This window comes from Niallia sp. FSL R7-0648 (assembly GCF_038007005.1).
In the GTDB taxonomy this organism is placed as follows: domain Bacteria; phylum Bacillota; class Bacilli; order Bacillales; family Cytobacillaceae; genus Niallia; species Niallia circulans.
This window is the reverse complement of the sequence record NZ_JBBOWE010000001.1, coordinates 2589914-2604832: the sequence shown is the minus strand read 5'-3', so window position 1 is coordinate 2604832 and position 14919 is coordinate 2589914. Positions and strand designations below refer to the sequence as shown.

Sequence of the window (14919 nt, the reverse complement as noted above, 5' to 3'; positions counted from 1 at the left end):
CCCAAAAAACCTCTTCTTAATATTAATGAAGAGGTTTTTTTATAGCTGAAAGTTGAGAATGAATTTATGTGATACTAAATAGGGACAGGAGAAGTTGCGTAAAAGTAGTATAACAGCTTATAGTAATGAATAGAACTCGGAGAGGATATATTGAAAAAGATATTCCTCCTAAACATTTTTGAAGCTTGGAGTTTTCTATTAAAGCGATGAAACTTCTTAAAGGAGTGAAACAGATGAAAACTATTTCGATTTTAATTGCAGATGATGAGGAAGAGATTGCTGATCTGGTTGCAATCCATCTAGAAAAAGAAGGTTACAATTGTGTGAAAGTGCTTAATGGCCAAGATGCAATATTAGCTATCCAGACTCGGTCCATTGATTTGGTGATTTTAGACATAATGATGCCGATAATGGATGGATATGAAGTAACTCGCCTGATTCGGGAACAGTATAATATGCCTATCATTTTTTTGAGTGCAAAGACTTCTGATTTTGATAAAGTCCATGGATTAGTGATTGGAGCAGATGATTATATGACAAAGCCATTTATTCCCATTGAATTAGTGGCACGTGTGAATGCTCAATTACGACGATTTATGAAGCTGAATAATCCAATCGCAAACACTAATAAAACAATCTTGGAATTTGGTGAAATAGTCATTTCACTTGAGCAACGTACTGTGTTGCTTCATGGAGAAACGATTGAACTGACTCCGAAAGAGTTTGATATTTTACATTTGTTAGCTAGTCATCCGAAGAAAGTTTATAGTGTTGAAAATATCTTTCAAAAAGTATGGGGGGATGCATATTTTGAAGGAGCTAATACGGTGATGGTGCATATACGCACATTGAGGAAAAAGCTTGGAGAAGATAAGCGGAAAAATAAGATTATCAAAACTGTATGGGGAGTGGGGTATGCCTTCAATGGCTAAATTTATGCGCAGTTTTCGTACTAGAATAACTGCATTATTTGCTGCCAGTATGTTTCTGACAGGTATCATCACTTATTTCATTTATAAAGTGTTACAACTTTACTATCATACGATGGTTCAATATGGTGATTCACTAGTACTGCTTCGTCAATTCATCAAAAGTATTGGAGATTTTGCCTTCTTTTTTATACTATTTTTCTGCCTGTCCTTATTGTTTTTTTATATACTCACAAAGCCTTATTCAAATTATTTCAAGGATATATCCAATGGAATTCATTATCTTTCTCATGGGAACTTTAAACATAAAGTAATTATCCACTCAAATGATGAATTTGGAGATATTGGACAAGCAATTAATCGGGCTAGCGAGAAATTAGAAGAGGCCATACAAAGAGGCGACTTTTCAGAAAGTAGTAAGGAACAGTTAGTTGTAAATTTGGCTCATGATTTGCGTACTCCCTTAACTTCTATTTTAGGTTATTTAGACTTAATCCTGAAGAATGAGAAGTTGACTAAAGAACAACTAAGGCATTTTTTAACGATTGCTTATACTAAATCCCAGCGTTTAGAAAGATTGATTGATGAATTATTCGAAATTACTAGAATGAACTATGGCATGCTGCCAATTGATAAGAAGGAAATTAATATAAGTGATTTACTTCTTCAATTAAAAGAAGAGTTATATCCAATTTTTGAGAAAAATGATTTAATTGCTCGAATAAACATTAAGCCTAATTTACTTATTTGGGGAGATGGAGAGTTATTAGCTCGTGTATTTGAAAATCTTTTAACTAATGCTATTCGATATGGATATGATGGCCAGTATGTGGACATTAATGGTTTTGTTGAAGAAGATGTAGTAGTTGTTCAGGTTGTAAATTATGGAGATAGTATTCCGGCTGAAGAACACCCTTTTCTTTTTGATATGTTTTATACAGGTGATAAAGCACGAACTCAGCAAGAAAACAGCACAGGCCTTGGTTTATTCATTGCAAAGAATATTGTGGAGCAGCATAATGGCAAGATAAAAGCTGAAAGTAATTTGATACGTACTGTGTTTGAAGTACGTTTACCGCAGGAAAATGCTCCAATTGAAATTTTATAAAGAATTTAAGAAAAATTTAAACTTTACCCTACTCTTTTTTTAAAAAGTTGTCCCTATTCTATTATTTATAAGAATAAGGAGGATTTTAAAATGAAGAAGTGGGGATGTTTATTGTTATTATTAATAGGTGTGTTTTTTTTCTTTGTCTATAAAGAATCTCCTCTTTCAGATAAAATAGTGATTCAAAAAAACAGTGGATATTTAGAAAATCGCGCTAACGATGAGGGTTTACGAAAGATAAAGATTTCAAGAGAAATGGTCTTTCAAGGAAATTTGCTCTTGATTAATAATGAATTTCCGGTTCATCAAGAGAGTATAAAGTCAGATATTGTCGAGTTATTCAGGCATAAAGAATGGACACAGGGATTTGTACTGTTTGATAATGATATTAAATTGTCTAAGGAGGTACACCATAAATTCTCAGAGATGATAGCTGCCGCTAAAAAGGAAGGGGTTGATCATTTTCTAATCAGTAGTGGCTTTCGAGACTTTGAGGAGCAAAATGTTCTGTATCATGAGATGGGGGCAGACTATGCTTTGCCGGCAGGCTATAGCGAACATAATTTAGGTTTATCACTTGATGTAGGGTCTACACAAATGAAGATGGAGGCAGCACCTGAAGGTAAATGGTTAGAGAATAACGCTTGGAGATATGGCTTTATATTACGTTATCCCAAGGATAAAACAGAAGTTACTGGAATTCAATATGAACCTTGGCACATTCGCTATGTTGGATTGCCGCATAGTGCAATTATGGCGGAAAAGGATTTAGTTTTAGAAGAATACTTAGCTTATTTAAAAGAAGAAAGAAACATTTCGATTACGCTAAATGAGAAAAAATATGATGTCTCTTATTATCCGCTCGCAAAAACTACGGATATTCATGTACCAGACAATCTTCACTATGAGCTATCAGGCAACAATATAGATGGTGTTATAGTGACAGTATTTGATGGGGAAACAAATTCTTCTCAAATGGATAGATGAGGGGATGCAAAATGTGATTAATAACGAAACGATTAATCCCAAAACTGTTTTACATGTAAAAGAAGGCTGTGAAATGTACAGCCTCTCAGACCATAGACAAACTCCTTGAAATTTGAGGTTTTGTCTATGGTCTTTTTTTATGACCTCTTCTAATAGGGTATTGATTTCCGCTACAGGGGTTCGCTTTCCATGGGGCGAGCGCCGAGCCGCTTCGTCGCATACGTGAACTGCACCCTAATTATTGGTAGAGAGAGTAATAGAAAGAAGTAGACATAAAAGGAATTCTTTTGATTTAAAGTAATAACTTCTTTCATTCTTAAATAAAATTCTAAAATTTTTAACTAAATTATCATAAAAATTAAAGTGTAGATATAAAATGTTTTTAATAAAATTAATATTTTATTTTACTTTATTAAAAAATATGTTAAACTAATTTTGTGATAAATAGAAAGGAGTGAGGTTGTGTGGATATAAAAGATGTGCCAAACTGGATTTTAACCTTAGAAATTGAAGATTTAGAATTTATCAAGAAGTTTATTCTAACTTCAGGATCATTAAAAGAAATTGCCAAAATCTATGAGGTTTCCTATCCAACAGTTAGACTTAAACTTGATCGTTTAATAGATAAAATCAAAATGAATGATGTCGTGGAAAACGAAGAGTTTATTAAATTTATCAAAGGCCTGTCAATTGATGATCGTATAAGTGTGGAAGATGCAAAATTAATTATTGAAAAATATAAAAAAGAAAGGAATGAGACATAATGGATATAGATTTTTATGGCGTTTTTATTACTGCTGGTATTCTGGCTGTTCAGTTCTTCTTTTCAACTAGAAACAGTATTTACTGGGGAGCAGTTTTACCTTTACTTTATATTGGCTTTGTTACATGGATGCTGGCAACAGATCGAATCGAAAGTTTTATTGCATACATCCTTATTCTATTATTAGGAAGTTTATTTCTTCTTGCAGAATGGAGTGGCGGAAGAAAGTATCTGCACGAAAAAAGAAGAAAAGAATTAGATAAAATGAAATCACATGATATGAAATAGCGAAAGCTTAGTAAAAGTACTTCAGAAGTATGTATATTGGCCGCGAATAAATACCTAAACAATAATGTAATGGCATTTACATATTATTGTTTAGGTATTTTGATTGCAAGATTGCAATATTTAATTCTTCTTTTCATTAAATTTGCAAATGTTTATATGATTTAGTTATGATTTACATTGTCAGGACCATACATACACTACTGGGAACAACTAGTTTTAATAAAATCCATAAGGTGGATAACCATACCCATAACTGTACGGTGGATACCCATAACCATAAGGTGGATAACCGTATCCTCCATATAGAGCTGGAGCAAGTAACGCGCCTGTTGCTAACCCGCCAAGTAATCCCAGTCCAAGTCCGAACCCAGGTCTTCCAAAGCCAAAGCCAGGTCTTCCGAAGCCAAAACCAGGTCTTCCGAAACCAAAGCCAGGTCTTCCAAAACCAAAGCCAGGGCGAATTCTCCTCACATCATTTGCATCAATGTAGTGATTTTGCATAATGATTCCTCCTCTTTTCTTTTTCGCTTCTTTTAACACCTAACCTCTAAACATACTACCTCTTTTTACTATCTTGTTTGCAAGGAAAAGTGCCTAGATTTTTCTGCTTTCAAAATAGTTTATGTGTTCCTGCACTAATTTGCTTGATACAAATGCCTAACTGCATACAGCGATTTTTAGTGGAGCTAAAGAGATGCTGATAAAAGCATGAACTTTTAACTTGTCTTCTGTACTATTTTTCACTTCGTAATACTAAATTTGAGGTAGGGAGGTGTAGGGATTCCATCTATATCTTTCGCCTTAACTGCTTTTAAAAGGAGTGATTAAATGTATATAGACGGGGTATTTTCTGGCGGAGGAATTAAGGGGCTGGCATTAGTTGGCGCCTATGAGGTAGTTGAACAGCGTGGCTTTAAATTTGCTAGACTAGCAGGAACTAGTGCAGGTTCCATTGTTGCAGCCCTAATTGCTGCAGGCTATACAAGCAGAGAGATAGCCCAGCTTCTTGAAGATTTAGATTTGAATATGTTTTTGGATGAAAGAAAGTTATTTATCCCCTTTCCTCTTGCAAAATGGTTCTTTCTCTATTGGAAATTAGGTCTATATAAAGGAGAGGAATTAGAAAAATGGATAGAAGAGAAATTAGCTGCAAAAGGATTAAGAACTTTTGCGGATATTCCTCCTCAAACATTACGTTTTATCGCTTCAGATATTACAAATGGCGTATTAATGATTCTGCCAGATGATCTACCGAAATACGGCATCAATCCTCAGACATTTTCCATTGCAAAGGCTATTCGAATGAGCTGTAGTCTTCCTTATTTTTTTGAACCAGTGATAATCGGCAGTAAGGCAAATAAAAATGTGATTGTCGATGGCGGTGTATTAAGTAATTTCCCAATGTGGTTATTTGATCAAGAAAATGTATTAAAAACACGACCGATATTAGGGATAAAGTTAAGTCATAATATCAAGGAGCATCCAAAACATAAAATCACAAATGCCATTGATTTATTCGCAGCCATGTTTGAAACAATGAAAGATGCTCACGATTCGAGATATATTTCGCGAAAGCATGAGAAAAATATCATATTTGTACCAACTGAAGGTGTTTTAGCAACAGAATTTGCGCTTACGAAAGAGGATCAAGCGAAGCTCATACAACTAGGGAGAGATTGTGCCATTAAATTTTTTAAATCATGGGCTTATTAAATTGTTTCTCTTATGAGGTGTATCGCTAATGATAAGAATATTAAAAAAGGAATCGAGCCCTTATAAGGAAGCTCGATTCTTCTTTTTGCTCTTCTTGCCTTCAATAACAGTCAAATGAGCAGTACTCTTACTTCTTTTATGCTTATTGGCTTTTATGGAAGAGGTTTTTGTTGATTGTTGTTGTCCAGAAGATGATCTGTCCCTTGTCTGTAGCCTTTTTTTTGATTGCTTTGCAGCTTTTAGAAAAGCTTTTTGCTCTTTTTTTTGTGGGCTAGATGTACTGAAATGGCGATAAATGAACCATATAGCGGCACCAACAGCGACCATCACAACAATGTTTAGAAAAAATCCACTAGGATTTTTAATTAAATTTACAGATAGACCGATGAAAGCAAGGAAAATGATACTTCCAAATAAGATAAGTGAAAATCGGTTCTTCAAAAAAGCCACCTCCCTAAAAGCATGATAAGCATTTTTTCTAACTTTTAAACTATTAATAAGAAAAGTTTATTCAAAAAGGGTTAAATTGTTCACTTGAAAAAGTTTTCAGAAAAAAGATTTTTCGCATCGAAATGATATGAACCATTAAAAAAGGGGTAATCCCTTTTAAAAGATAATACCCATTGCTTCTATTTATTCAATCATTGTCTTGATAAGTGTGCTTCTGTTTCTTCCTCGCGTCTTTTTAATTCATTAAAGGAAAGTATTGCTATTTCTACTTGATCATCGCTTGGTTCTTTTGTCGTTAATAATTGCAGCCATAGACCTGGCAAACCAAGATATTTTAACACAGGAACGTCTCTTAATTTATTCGTAATTTGAAGTACTTCAAATGAAATCCCGATAACTACTGGAATTAAAGCAATTCGGATTAATACTCTTTCTAACAGATTTTCTGGATAGAAGAATAGATAAAGGAATAAACCAACTATTACGGTGAAAAGGATAAAGCTTGATCCACAGCGATAATGTAATCTAGAAGCTGCTTGCACATTTTGCACAGTCAAATCTTTCCCATTTTCATATGCATTAATTACTTTGTGTTCAGCTCCATGATACTGAAATACTCGTTTTATAATGGGAGTGAGGGACACAAAGTAAATATATCCAAGTAAAAGAATTAGTTTAAACAAGCTTTCTAACAATATTTGGGCAACATGACCAGAAATAATCGGCATAAATAAAGCTGCTAAAAAAGTTGGAATAAGCGTGAAAATGAATTTTCCGAATAGAAAGGATAGGACTCCCAGAACAGCGACTCCTAAAATCATCGATAATTTAGAAGGTTCTTGTTCTTCTAATTTATAATCTTCAGAAGGATCTAAATCAAACCGATCTGTTGAAAAATTTAAATGTTTTGTTCCATTTCCGCTCGATTTAATAATGGCAATAAGCCCTCTTAAAAACGGGATTTTTTTTAATTTTGTAAGTTTATCATTATACGTTCTTGGAAGATGAAAGTAATCTACAGACTGATCTTTTCGTCTAATCGCGGTGACATAATGATGTTTTCCACCAAACATGACACCTTCTACAACAGCCTGGCCTCCGTATAATGGTTTTTGTTCACTTGACATGTATAATTACACCAACCTCAGGATAAATTAGGTGAAAACAACAAGCTTCCTATTAAAGGGAAGAATATGAAGGTTGTAAATTCCCCTATTACTATATTACTAAAAAATTCAAAAAACCACTAGCAGGACATTCTTTTCTTCCATAATACTTTCTTCTAAATGGTGTTAATCAGATATTTTGCAAGGAAAGAAAAGGAATGGGACATACTATTATTCGGAGGTGGATAGGATGGATAATCAACATGATTCACATGAAAAAGGCAGGCCAATGTCTTTTATTTCTTTAGTAATTTGGACAGGAATGTTTGGTGGAATATTCTGGACGCTTATCGGTTACATAGGATATATTTTTAATTTTACCGAATTACGCCCTAATTTTATTTTAGAACCTTGGGCGATTGGAAGCTGGAAATATGGATGGCTGGGAACGGTAATTAGCTTCATTGCCATTGGTTTTTTCTCCACTGGAGCATCGTTTGCCTATTACCTTATCTTAAGAAAATTTAAAACCATTTACATAGGCATGGGGTATGGTATTGCCTTGTTTGTTTGTGTTTTTATTATTTTAAATCCCATTTTTCCAAGTATGGCGCCTTTTTTGGAATTAAAAAGAGATACAATCATTTCGTCGGTATGTTTGTATAGTTTATATGGAGTTTTTGTTGGAACCTCAATCTCTTATGAAGAAAGTGAAATTCAGTTAAAAAAATGGAAGGACAAAAAAGCAGTTACGAATATGACAGGGAGAGAAGGGGACTAAGCCAATAGTATATTTGAAAAGGGGTAAACAGACTCTAATTTTCAGTTTCCTAAGATTGTGTTTTTTGGTCAGCTAGTTAGGGTAACTAAAATCTCTGTTTACATACAATTTCGCCTGTATTCTACCTGTATTTATGTTAAAATAATTAACATGAGTGTACTTTTTTCATCATTCAGATTTTTACCTTGTCTAGAATTGGGAAGGCTGAACCACGAGCCTCTAGGAAATGTATAAACTAAGGGAGAGGATTTTAATGGAGAAACTAAAGAGAATAAGAGAAGCGCTGACAGAGGTTGGGGCAGATGGCATTTTAATAACAAGCACTTATAATAGACGCTATGTAAGTAATTTTACAGGTTCCGCTGGAGCAGTCTTAATCAGTGGGGAAAAAGCGTTATTCATTACAGATTTTCGTTATGTAGAGCAAGCTGGTAATCAGTGTATTGGCTTTGAAATCGTGCAGCATAAAGGAGCGATTCTACAAGAGGTTGCTACTCAAGCAGAGAAATTAGGAATCAAGAAATTGGCATTCGAACAAGATTATACAACATTTACTCAGTTTAAGGAGTTAGAAACAGTAGTAAAAGGTGAATTAGTGCCTGTTTCAGGAATAATTGAAAAGTTACGCTTGATTAAGACAAATGAAGAGATTAAGATATTAAAGGAAGCTGCTAAGATTGCTGACGCTGCTTTCACCCATATTCTTGATTTCATCAAGGTCGGGAAAACAGAATTGGAAGTTTCGAATGAATTAGAGTTTTTTATGAGAAAATTAGGCGCCACTTCATCTTCCTTTGATACTATTGTTGCATCAGGAAAAAGATCTGCATTGCCGCATGGGGTAGCATCCGATAAAGTGATTGAAGCTGGTGACTTCATTACATTAGACTATGGTGCGTATTATAATGGATATGTATCTGATATTACGAGAACAATCGCTGTCGGTAACCCAGATGAGAAATTAAAAGAAATCTATGATATTGTTTTAACAGCTCAACATAAGGGTATGGAAGGCATTAAACCAGGTATAACTGGTGTCGAAGCAGATGCACTTACTCGTGATTACATAACTGAAAAAGGATATGGAGAGTATTTTGGACATACAACAGGTCATGGAATAGGGTTAGAAGTCCATGAAGGACCGAATCTATCCTTCCGAAATAATGCTCCATTAGAACCAGGTATGGTAGTAACAGTAGAGCCAGGAATTTATATTCCAGGTCTAGGTGGAGTGCGTATTGAAGATGATACAATTATAACCGAAGATCATAATGAAGCTTTAACCCATTCAACGAAAGAATTGATTATTTTATAGGAGGATTACTGCATGATATCAGTAAACGATTTTAAAACAGGTTTAACAATTGAGGTAGACGGAGGAATTTGGCGCGTACTGGATTTCCAACACGTTAAACCTGGTAAGGGTGCAGCTTTTGTTCGTTCAAAATTAAAGAATTTACGTACAGGTGCTGTTCAAGAAAAAACTTTTAGAGCTGGGGAAAAAGTAGCGAAAGCACAAATTGATAACCGTAAAATGCAATATTTATACGCAAATGGTGACCAGCATGTATTCATGGATGTAGAATCTTATGACCAAATTGAACTTCCTGAAGCTGTTATTGAATATGAATTGAAATTCTTAAAAGAAAATATGGAAGTCCATATTATGATGTACCAATCAGAAACATTAGGGGTAGAACTGCCAAATACAGTTGAATTAGAAGTTACCGAAACAGAACCGGGTATTAAAGGAGATACTGCTTCAGGTGGTACTAAACCAGCTGTAATGGAAACAGGGCTAACGGTTCAAGTTCCTTTCTTCGTTAACCAAGGTGACCGTTTAATCATTAATACATCTGAAGCAAGTTACGTTTCACGCGCATAATTAGGCAGGGAAATCGGAAAATATACTTTATTTTCCATTTGCTTTTCTTTCCTTAATCATGTATGATAAAAACATAGAAGCTGCGTTGTACGTTATCGTATGAAGTTTCAACCTTTATCGATAATTAGGGAGTTCTATATTAAAGCAGGATCAGCAGGCCTAATGCCATTTGTCATTAGGACATATGATGAGAGCTTTTGCGAACACCCACCTGGTGGAGCAGGTTTTGAAACTCCATACATCAAAGCGGCAAATGCGGCAAAAAAGAAGGAAACCATTGGTTTCCTTCTTTTTTATTTTAATTGTTTTTTAGAAACCACTAATTTTTCTATTTTTATAACTAATATTTACAGCTATTTTTAATGGCATAATTGTTATTATTAAAATATGTAAGCGCAATCATATTTTAGAGGAATTTCATGCACTTCCCACAAAAAAACTATCAGTTGAATTTTGCAAATGATTAATCAAGCAACTGCAGAGCACAGTGTAATATTATTTATTCCGAAGGGAAAAAGTATTCGCGACCTATGGAGAGGGAAAATTCTATCCATATACATCTGTTGTAATCAAACATTATTTAGGTAAGGGACAAGCGTTTTATGTAGATACAATGCTAGGAATTAGGGGAAGGGAGTTTTACTTGAGCTAGTGTTAGATGGACTATAGATCTCGCAATATCATCTACCAGAGGGTTAGAAACAATGCTGCGTAAGAAAAATGGTGAAAAGTTCATGTTCATTATAAATCATCGAAATAACTTATTTAAAAGAAAGGGGAGAGTTAATGATGACAAAATTAATTAATCGTTCCATCGCTGATCGTTGGGAAGATGGCCTATTAATTGGAAATGGAAAAATGGGGCTAGTTCTATATGGAACTCCAAGTGTCACTTATTTGGATTTTACAGTACAAGACCTATTTCTAAAAGATAATCAAATGCAAAAGCTGCCATATTTAGCTCCCCATCTAGAAGAACTTCGCTCCATTATAGATAAGCAAGGCTATAGGGAAGGAATTAGTTATTTTTATGAGAAAGCCCAAGAACAAGGCTATAAGGGTTTAACGATGAGTGATCCTTTTATACCAGCTGCTAGGTTCCTTATAGAGATTAAGCAAGATTCAATAGAAAATTATCAGCGGATCATTGATTTTCAAAATGGAATGATACAAGTAACTTATAATTCTTCAATAGGAGGCAAGGTAGAAGAAACCTTATTTGCTTCCAAAAAGGAAAATTGTATTTTTGGTAAAATTAAAAGTGAAAAACCGTTAACTGGAAGCGTTATTCCAGTTAATTGGAAAGAAATGAAAATGAAAGAGAAGATAACTGTCGCAGCGAATGATCAGTTAAAATGGGAACATAGATATCAAGATCAAACAGGCTATGATGTAATCTGGTCTATAGATTCCGCTGATGGGAGAATCATCCCTCAAAGAGATAGCCTGATGTTTCATGATTCTACCACCATCTATTTTACAATCCAATACGTCGAAAAAGACAAAGAGGAAAGACAAGTCCATTGTTATGAAAAGGCAATTATAGAACACAAAAAGTGTTTTTCTAAAAAATTTAACGCTGTCAAACTGTTATTAACGGATGAACAAGAAACTATTTATCTTGAAGAAGTTCTCTCAGAAATGCGAACTCGAAAACAAATAACACCAGTATTTATGCAGCTTTTTTATCAAGCATCACGATATGTCATTCAATCAATGGCAAATGGAATTCCAACATTGCAGGGAATATGGTCGGGAACCTTACATCCTGCTTGGAGTGGTGATTATACATTTGATACAAATGTCCAGCTGGCTATTTCATCATTAGCAAGCAGTGGCTATTTTACAGAATATCGCAGCTTTTTTGAACGATTAAAACAGTATTACCCAGATTTTAGAGAAAATGCGCAATCCTATTATGGTTGTCATGGATTTTTGGTACCTGTACATGCCAGTACTACAGCAAAACATGTTCATTGGAATGAAGAATGGCCGCTCATTTTTTGGATATCAGGAGCCGGATGGCTCGCTTATTTTTATTATGAATATTGGCATTATACAAAAGATGCAGCTTTTTTGAAACATGAATGCATCCCTTTTTATGAAGAAGTGCTGGCATTTTATTTAGACTTTGCGCAGTGTAAAGAAGGAAAACTTCGCTTGTCCCCAAGCTATTCAGCTGAAAATGGAATGGGAGACAATACAACAATGGATATTGCGATTGTTAAGAGTGTGATAAAGTACTATATTGAGGCGAAAACCCAATTGGGTGACGAAGTGGCAAAGATTTATAAACAATTATATGAACAAATTCCACCTTACCGTTTGTTAGAGGATGGTGGTATAGCGGAATGGCTAGATCCAAGTACAGTAGAGAATGACAATCATCGTCATTTTTCCAATCTGTATCCACTGTTCCAAACAAAAGAGATTAATCAAGATACACCGGAATTATGGGAATCAGCAAAAATAGCTTTTCGAAAACGAATGGATTCTTGGTTAAATAATTTGGAAGGCGATACAACGTCTTCCCATGGGAGAATGCATGCAGCAATGTGTGCGATAAGTTTAGAGCAAACAAAAGAAGTAACAGAATCATTGGAAGCACTTGTGTTGGAAAATGCATTTATGGATTCATTGGCGACTGCCCATTATCGCGATAAAAATATATTTAATGTAGATGCAAATGGTTCTTTGCCAAAAGTAATTCATGATTGCCTAATCTACCCGGAACATAATGATAGTGTCACCATCTTAAAGACGGTCCCATACTTTTTAAGCAGAGGAAAGGCTACTGGTATCTATTTACCTGATAATCTTTATGTTCAAGCATTAGAATGGGATTTAGAAAAGGGTAATGTTTCGGTCATTTTAGAAAAACGGGAAAATCGCTTTCCAAATGTGAATTTGGGTAATCATTATGATGTGAAAAAAGAGACCTCAGATCAAAAACTGATAAACAAAAGTAAGTGGCAATATACTTGGACTTGTACTTTTGATACATTGGAAAAAAGATAAGTATTTGATTAGTTCTTGCGATAAGTTGTGATGTGCAGTCCAATAACGAATAAGACATGGATATCGTCTTCTCCTAAAAAATAGTGTTGTCTAAGTAAAGAGGCGATAAAAGATGCATAGTAAATTTATACCTATAAAAAAAAGATTGATGCTAATGTTCTTAAGTGTAGTTATCCCAATATTTATTGTAGGTATTTATTTAACAATAAATATAAGGCAGGATATGATCGAGTCTCGAGAAAGAGATATACTGGTTGAAACCGAAAGAGTAAGGAAGGGGTTAGAAGATAATTTCACTTCCATTATCCAAATATCAGATTGGATATATCAGGATGAAGGCTTGGAAGAGCTAGTAACAAAAAGGTATGCCAATCCTAAGGAAATGATTGAAGGGTATAATGAATTCACTTTATTTGATTATTTTCTTAGGTATCATAGTAATTTAGCCAATATTCGATTTTTTGTAGATAATAAATCATTTATGACCAATTCGAACTTCGTTTTTGCAGATGAACAAATAAAAGAGACGGAGTGGTATGAAATGGCTCTACAGGGAAAAGGAAAGATTTATTGGTACAATTTAGTAGATCCAGTAACAGAGAAACCTTTTTTGGCATTAGTCAGAAGCGTATATAACTTGGAAAATCAGTTTCTTGGTGTTCTTGCCATTTATGTAGATGAGTTATTGTTAATGGATATATTAAATTCAGCAACAATTGATAACGCATTACTATTAGACAAAAAGCTAACGAATTTTCAATATACGAACCATACACCAAAAAAATACTTAACAAAACAATTGCAAAACAAAATGAAAAATCATCCAATAAATGTTGGGGATACTTATTCCATTGAAATGAAAGACACAAAACCATTTATATTTTATGGGCAGATGTTAGATTTGCCTAAGTCCATTACGAATCATTTTCAAGTAGTGACAGTAATGAATAATCAAGAAATATTGAACGAAGTAAATAAAATAATGATAAAGAGCTATACAATTATCGGTCTTGTTATGTTACTAGTATTATTTGTTATTAAAAGATATACGAGTTCCATGGATAGAAGGATATTACAATTAAAAGATTCTATGCATAAAGTGGCAAACGGTGATTTTGATATTCCGATAACGATTGATGGCAATGATGAAATAAGAGATATCTATAATCAGCTCTATACAACAATGGAAAGCTTAAGAGAATTATTACATAAAAATTATCAGCATCAATTACAAGAAAAAAACTGGCAGCTGCAGCAGAAGGAATCGGAATTTAAATTATTGGCGAGCCAAATTAATCCACATTTTCTTTATAATACATTAGAAATGATAAGGATGAGAGCATTAAAGAATAAGGATAAAGAAGTATCAGAAAGTGTAAAAATTTTAAGCAAACTTTTAAGAAGATCCCTTGAAAATAATCAGCAGAAATATGTGAAATTAAGTGAGGAAATTGATTTTTTACTGCTATATCTGCGAATTCAGCAGCTTCGCTTCGGAAATAGAATAAGATATGAAATTACATCAGATGTAAATACAGCACAATATCATATTCTTCCCCTTATCTTGCAGCCTATTGTTGAAAATGCATTTGTGCATGGGATTGAAGAAAAAGTAGAAAGTGGGCTTATTCTAATAAATATTGTGCAAATGGAAGAAGCTATTCATATTTTTATTCAAGATGATGGCAAAGGCATACCGAAAGAAAAATTAATCGAAATTCAACAAATATTACATAAAGAGAAAATAGGAAACCGTATTGGCTTGAATAATGTGAATGAAAGAATAAAAAGAATGTATGGAAAAAAATACGGACTAACAATAACTAGTACAGAAGGGAAGGGAACGATTGTAAAAGTTACCATCCCAATAAAAGCATAGGGGGCGTAAATA

General features: G+C 34.0%; 14 protein-coding genes and 1 other RNA gene. 12 read left to right on the top strand and 3 right to left on the bottom strand.

From position 1 onward, the window contains the following. The first annotated feature begins 233 nt into the window (after positions 1–233). The 5 genes from NSQ89_RS12700 (at position 234) to NSQ89_RS12680 (ending at position 4075) form a co-directional block, all read left to right on the top strand. Positions 234–932: a response regulator transcription factor gene (locus NSQ89_RS12700; RefSeq protein WP_047941359.1), complete on the top strand. Its 699-nt coding sequence runs from the start codon at positions 234–236 to the stop codon at positions 930–932. Beyond that, a complete protein-coding gene (locus tag NSQ89_RS12695; protein ID WP_095258974.1) occupies positions 925–2037 on the top strand; it encodes a HAMP domain-containing sensor histidine kinase in 1113 nt (370 codons plus the stop codon). Before NSQ89_RS12700 ends, NSQ89_RS12695 begins: the two co-directional genes overlap by 8 nt. Positions 2038–2127: 90 nt before the next feature. After that, positions 2128–3024: a VanY-A/VanY-F/VanY-M family D-Ala-D-Ala carboxypeptidase gene (gene vanY, locus NSQ89_RS12690; RefSeq protein ID WP_341132700.1), complete on the top strand. Its 897-nt coding sequence runs from the start codon at positions 2128–2130 to the stop codon at positions 3022–3024. A gap of 464 nt (positions 3025–3488) precedes the next feature. Next, positions 3489–3788, top strand: coding sequence for a DUF2089 family protein (locus tag NSQ89_RS12685; RefSeq protein ID WP_061798489.1), 300 nt, complete (start codon positions 3489–3491; stop codon positions 3786–3788). Further along, on the top strand, positions 3788–4075 hold the full coding sequence (locus tag NSQ89_RS12680; RefSeq protein WP_047941163.1) for a hypothetical protein: 288 nt from the start codon (positions 3788–3790) through the stop codon (positions 4073–4075). The genes NSQ89_RS12685 and NSQ89_RS12680 overlap by 1 nt, the downstream gene beginning before the upstream one ends. Before the next feature lie 216 nt (positions 4076–4291). On the opposite strand, the gene NSQ89_RS12675 is transcribed toward NSQ89_RS12680, so the two are convergent. Then, positions 4292–4576: a hypothetical protein gene (locus NSQ89_RS12675; protein ID WP_047941162.1), complete on the bottom strand. Its 285-nt coding sequence runs from the start codon at positions 4574–4576 to the stop codon at positions 4292–4294. 327 nt (positions 4577–4903) lie between these two features. Here NSQ89_RS12675 and NSQ89_RS12670 point away from each other — a divergent pair, with 327 nt between their 5' ends. Then, positions 4904–5788 (top strand): patatin-like phospholipase family protein, encoded by an 885-nt coding sequence (locus tag NSQ89_RS12670; RefSeq protein ID WP_095258947.1) that lies wholly within the window; start codon positions 4904–4906, stop codon positions 5786–5788. A 60-nt stretch (positions 5789–5848) separates the two neighbouring features. Here NSQ89_RS12670 and NSQ89_RS12665 read toward each other — a convergent pair whose 3' ends face one another. Together NSQ89_RS12665 and NSQ89_RS12660 are read right to left on the bottom strand one after the other, a co-directional pair. After that, positions 5849–6238: an SA1362 family protein gene (locus NSQ89_RS12665; RefSeq protein WP_341132699.1), complete on the bottom strand. Its 390-nt coding sequence runs from the start codon at positions 6236–6238 to the stop codon at positions 5849–5851. A gap of 191 nt (positions 6239–6429) precedes the next feature. Further along, positions 6430–7365 carry a DUF1385 domain-containing protein gene (locus NSQ89_RS12660; RefSeq protein WP_341132698.1) on the bottom strand — a complete coding sequence of 312 codons (936 nt, stop codon included), beginning with the start codon at positions 7363–7365 and terminating at the stop codon, positions 6430–6432. A 229-nt stretch (positions 7366–7594) separates the two neighbouring features. Between NSQ89_RS12660 and NSQ89_RS12655 the strand changes: the two genes are divergently transcribed. From NSQ89_RS12655 to NSQ89_RS12630, 6 genes are all read left to right on the top strand, one after another. After that, positions 7595–8125 carry a YqhR family membrane protein gene (locus NSQ89_RS12655; protein ID WP_341132697.1) on the top strand — a complete coding sequence of 177 codons (531 nt, stop codon included), beginning with the start codon at positions 7595–7597 and terminating at the stop codon, positions 8123–8125. Between the two features lie 253 nt (positions 8126–8378). Next, positions 8379–9440, top strand: coding sequence for a M24 family metallopeptidase (locus NSQ89_RS12650; protein WP_061798480.1), 1062 nt, complete (start codon positions 8379–8381; stop codon positions 9438–9440). A gap of 12 nt (positions 9441–9452) precedes the next feature. After that, entirely contained in the window at positions 9453–10010 is a 558-nt protein-coding gene (gene efp / locus NSQ89_RS12645) for an elongation factor P (RefSeq protein ID WP_047941155.1), read from the top strand. 74 nt (positions 10011–10084) lie between these two features. Then, a non-coding RNA gene (ssrS, locus tag NSQ89_RS12640) (6S RNA) lies at positions 10085–10276 on the top strand. 520 nt (positions 10277–10796) lie between these two features. Continuing rightward, entirely contained in the window at positions 10797–13028 is a 2232-nt protein-coding gene (locus tag NSQ89_RS12635; protein WP_341132696.1) for a glycosyl hydrolase family 95 catalytic domain-containing protein, read from the top strand. A 112-nt stretch (positions 13029–13140) separates the two neighbouring features. Then, the gene (locus NSQ89_RS12630; protein ID WP_061798475.1) at positions 13141–14907 is read left to right on the top strand and encodes a cache domain-containing sensor histidine kinase; all 1767 of its coding nucleotides are present in this window, start codon (positions 13141–13143) and stop codon (positions 14905–14907) included. Positions 14908–14919 lie beyond the last annotated feature (12 nt).